Source organism: Kocuria nitroreducens (assembly GCF_042879195.1).
Classification (GTDB): Bacteria; Actinomycetota; Actinomycetes; order Actinomycetales; family Micrococcaceae; genus Kocuria; species Kocuria nitroreducens.
The window spans coordinates 1-1,660 of record NZ_JBHZTC010000062.1; the positions used below are offsets into that span (position 1 = coordinate 1).

At 66.0% G+C, this 1,660-nt stretch carries 1 protein-coding gene and 1 pseudogene; one reads left to right on the forward strand and one right to left on the reverse strand.

Translation table 11 applies throughout. The features are described 5' to 3' along the window. A partial coding sequence (locus ACFYE1_RS17335) for a hypothetical protein (RefSeq protein WP_387745756.1) occupies positions 1–246 on the forward strand: 246 nt, incomplete at its 5' end. Positions 247–379: 133 nt separating this feature from the next. Here ACFYE1_RS17335 and ACFYE1_RS17340 read toward each other — a convergent pair. Continuing rightward, positions 380–1,546, reverse strand: a pseudogene (locus ACFYE1_RS17340) (IS3 family transposase). Positions 1,547–1,660 lie beyond the last annotated feature (114 nt).

Here is a 1,660-nt window from a genome sequence, read left to right on the forward strand (position 1 = left end):
TCACTGGTCACAGGAGCATTCGTCTGTCACGGCCCGCCCGCCGCGCCCCTCAACATCGGCGGATCCAGGCTGAGTGAGACGGTGACCTTCGCCGACGCGCCTGAGCACGGAGAAGAGCTGCCGCCGGTGACCTCGGTGCAGATCCTCGAGAACTCCGCCGAGTACGTCTTCGACCTGTGCGACCTGCTCGACCAAGCAGCCGAAACCACGACGGACGAGGCTGCCTCCGGCACCTCGGCGCCCTGATCTGATCCACCACTACCCGTTGCGACGGGCCATTCTCGGGGTCGGCAAGTAGAACAGGAGGACCATGTAACTGGTCTTCCCCCTGCGGGATGCTCATAGGGGACTGCCGCACCGATAGGTGACAGGTGGGGTCTTATGCCGCGAGGGTCACGGCGGAGTTCATCATGGTCTCGTACTCGATGGGGGTCAACCGTCCGAGACGGGCTTGTCTGCGGCGCCGGTGGTAGGTCCGTTCGGTCCAGGTGACGATCGCGAGCCGCAGCTCGTCCCGAGTCGTCCAAGCCCGTCTGTCGAGGACGTTCTTCTGGAGCAGGGCGAAGAAGCTCTCCATCGCGGCGTTGTCCCCGGCCGCACCCACCTTGCCCATCGAGCCGACCAGGCCGTGCCGGTTCAGGGCATGGACGAACTTCCGGGATCGAAATTGCGACCCGCGGTCCGAGTGGACGATGCAGCCGGCCACGTCGCCGCGGCGCGCGACCGCGTTGTGGAGTGCTTGGACGGCCAGGCGGGCCTTCATCGAAGGAGTCGATGGAGTAGCCGACGATCCGTCCGGAGTAGACGTCCTTGATCGCGCACATGTAGAGCTTGCCTTCGGCGGTCTTGTGCTCGGTGACGTCGGTCAGCCACAGCTCGTTCGGCGCGCCGGCGGTGAAGTCCCGCTCCACCAGGTCGTCGTGGACCGGTGGTCCGGGCTTCTTCCCGTTCTTGGCGCGCTTCTTCCCGAACGCCGACCACCAGCCGTTGTCCCGGCAGATCCGCCACGCGCTGCGCTCACACATCACCTCGCCAGCCTCTCTGGCTTCATCGACCAGGAAGCGGTAGCCGAACTCGGGATCGTCGGAATGGGCGTCGAACAGGGCGTTCGCCCGGTACGCCTCGGCCAGCTCGGCGTCGGTGACTGGGTCCGCCAGCCACCGGTAGTAGGGCTGGCGGGAGAGCTTGAGCACCCGGCACGTCACCGCGACGGGGATCCCGTCGGCGGCGAGCTCTTTCACGAGCGGGTAGATCCTTTTCCCGGCAGGTTCGCCTGGGACAGGTAGGCCGCCGCCCGGCGCAGGACCTCGTTCTCCTGCTCGAGTAGGCGGATCCGCTTCTTCAGCTCACGGTTCTCCGCGGAGTCGGCTCTCGTCACGCCGGGCTTTTCACCGTCCTCGACGTCGGCCTGGCGCATCCACTTCGACAGCGTCATCTCGTGGATGCCGAAGTCCTTGGCGATCTGCGCCAGTGTCACGCCGTCCTCGCGATTGCGGGCCACGCGCACGACATCGTCACGGAACTCTTGGGGATAGGGAGCGGGCACAGCAACATCCTTCCAGGCCGCCCTACGGGCAAGCCAGATCAGGTGACCTGACCTACAGCCTGGTTTCCAGTCATGGTGGCTAGCTTCCAGCGGTGGTGAGTGCCTGTGGCGTTC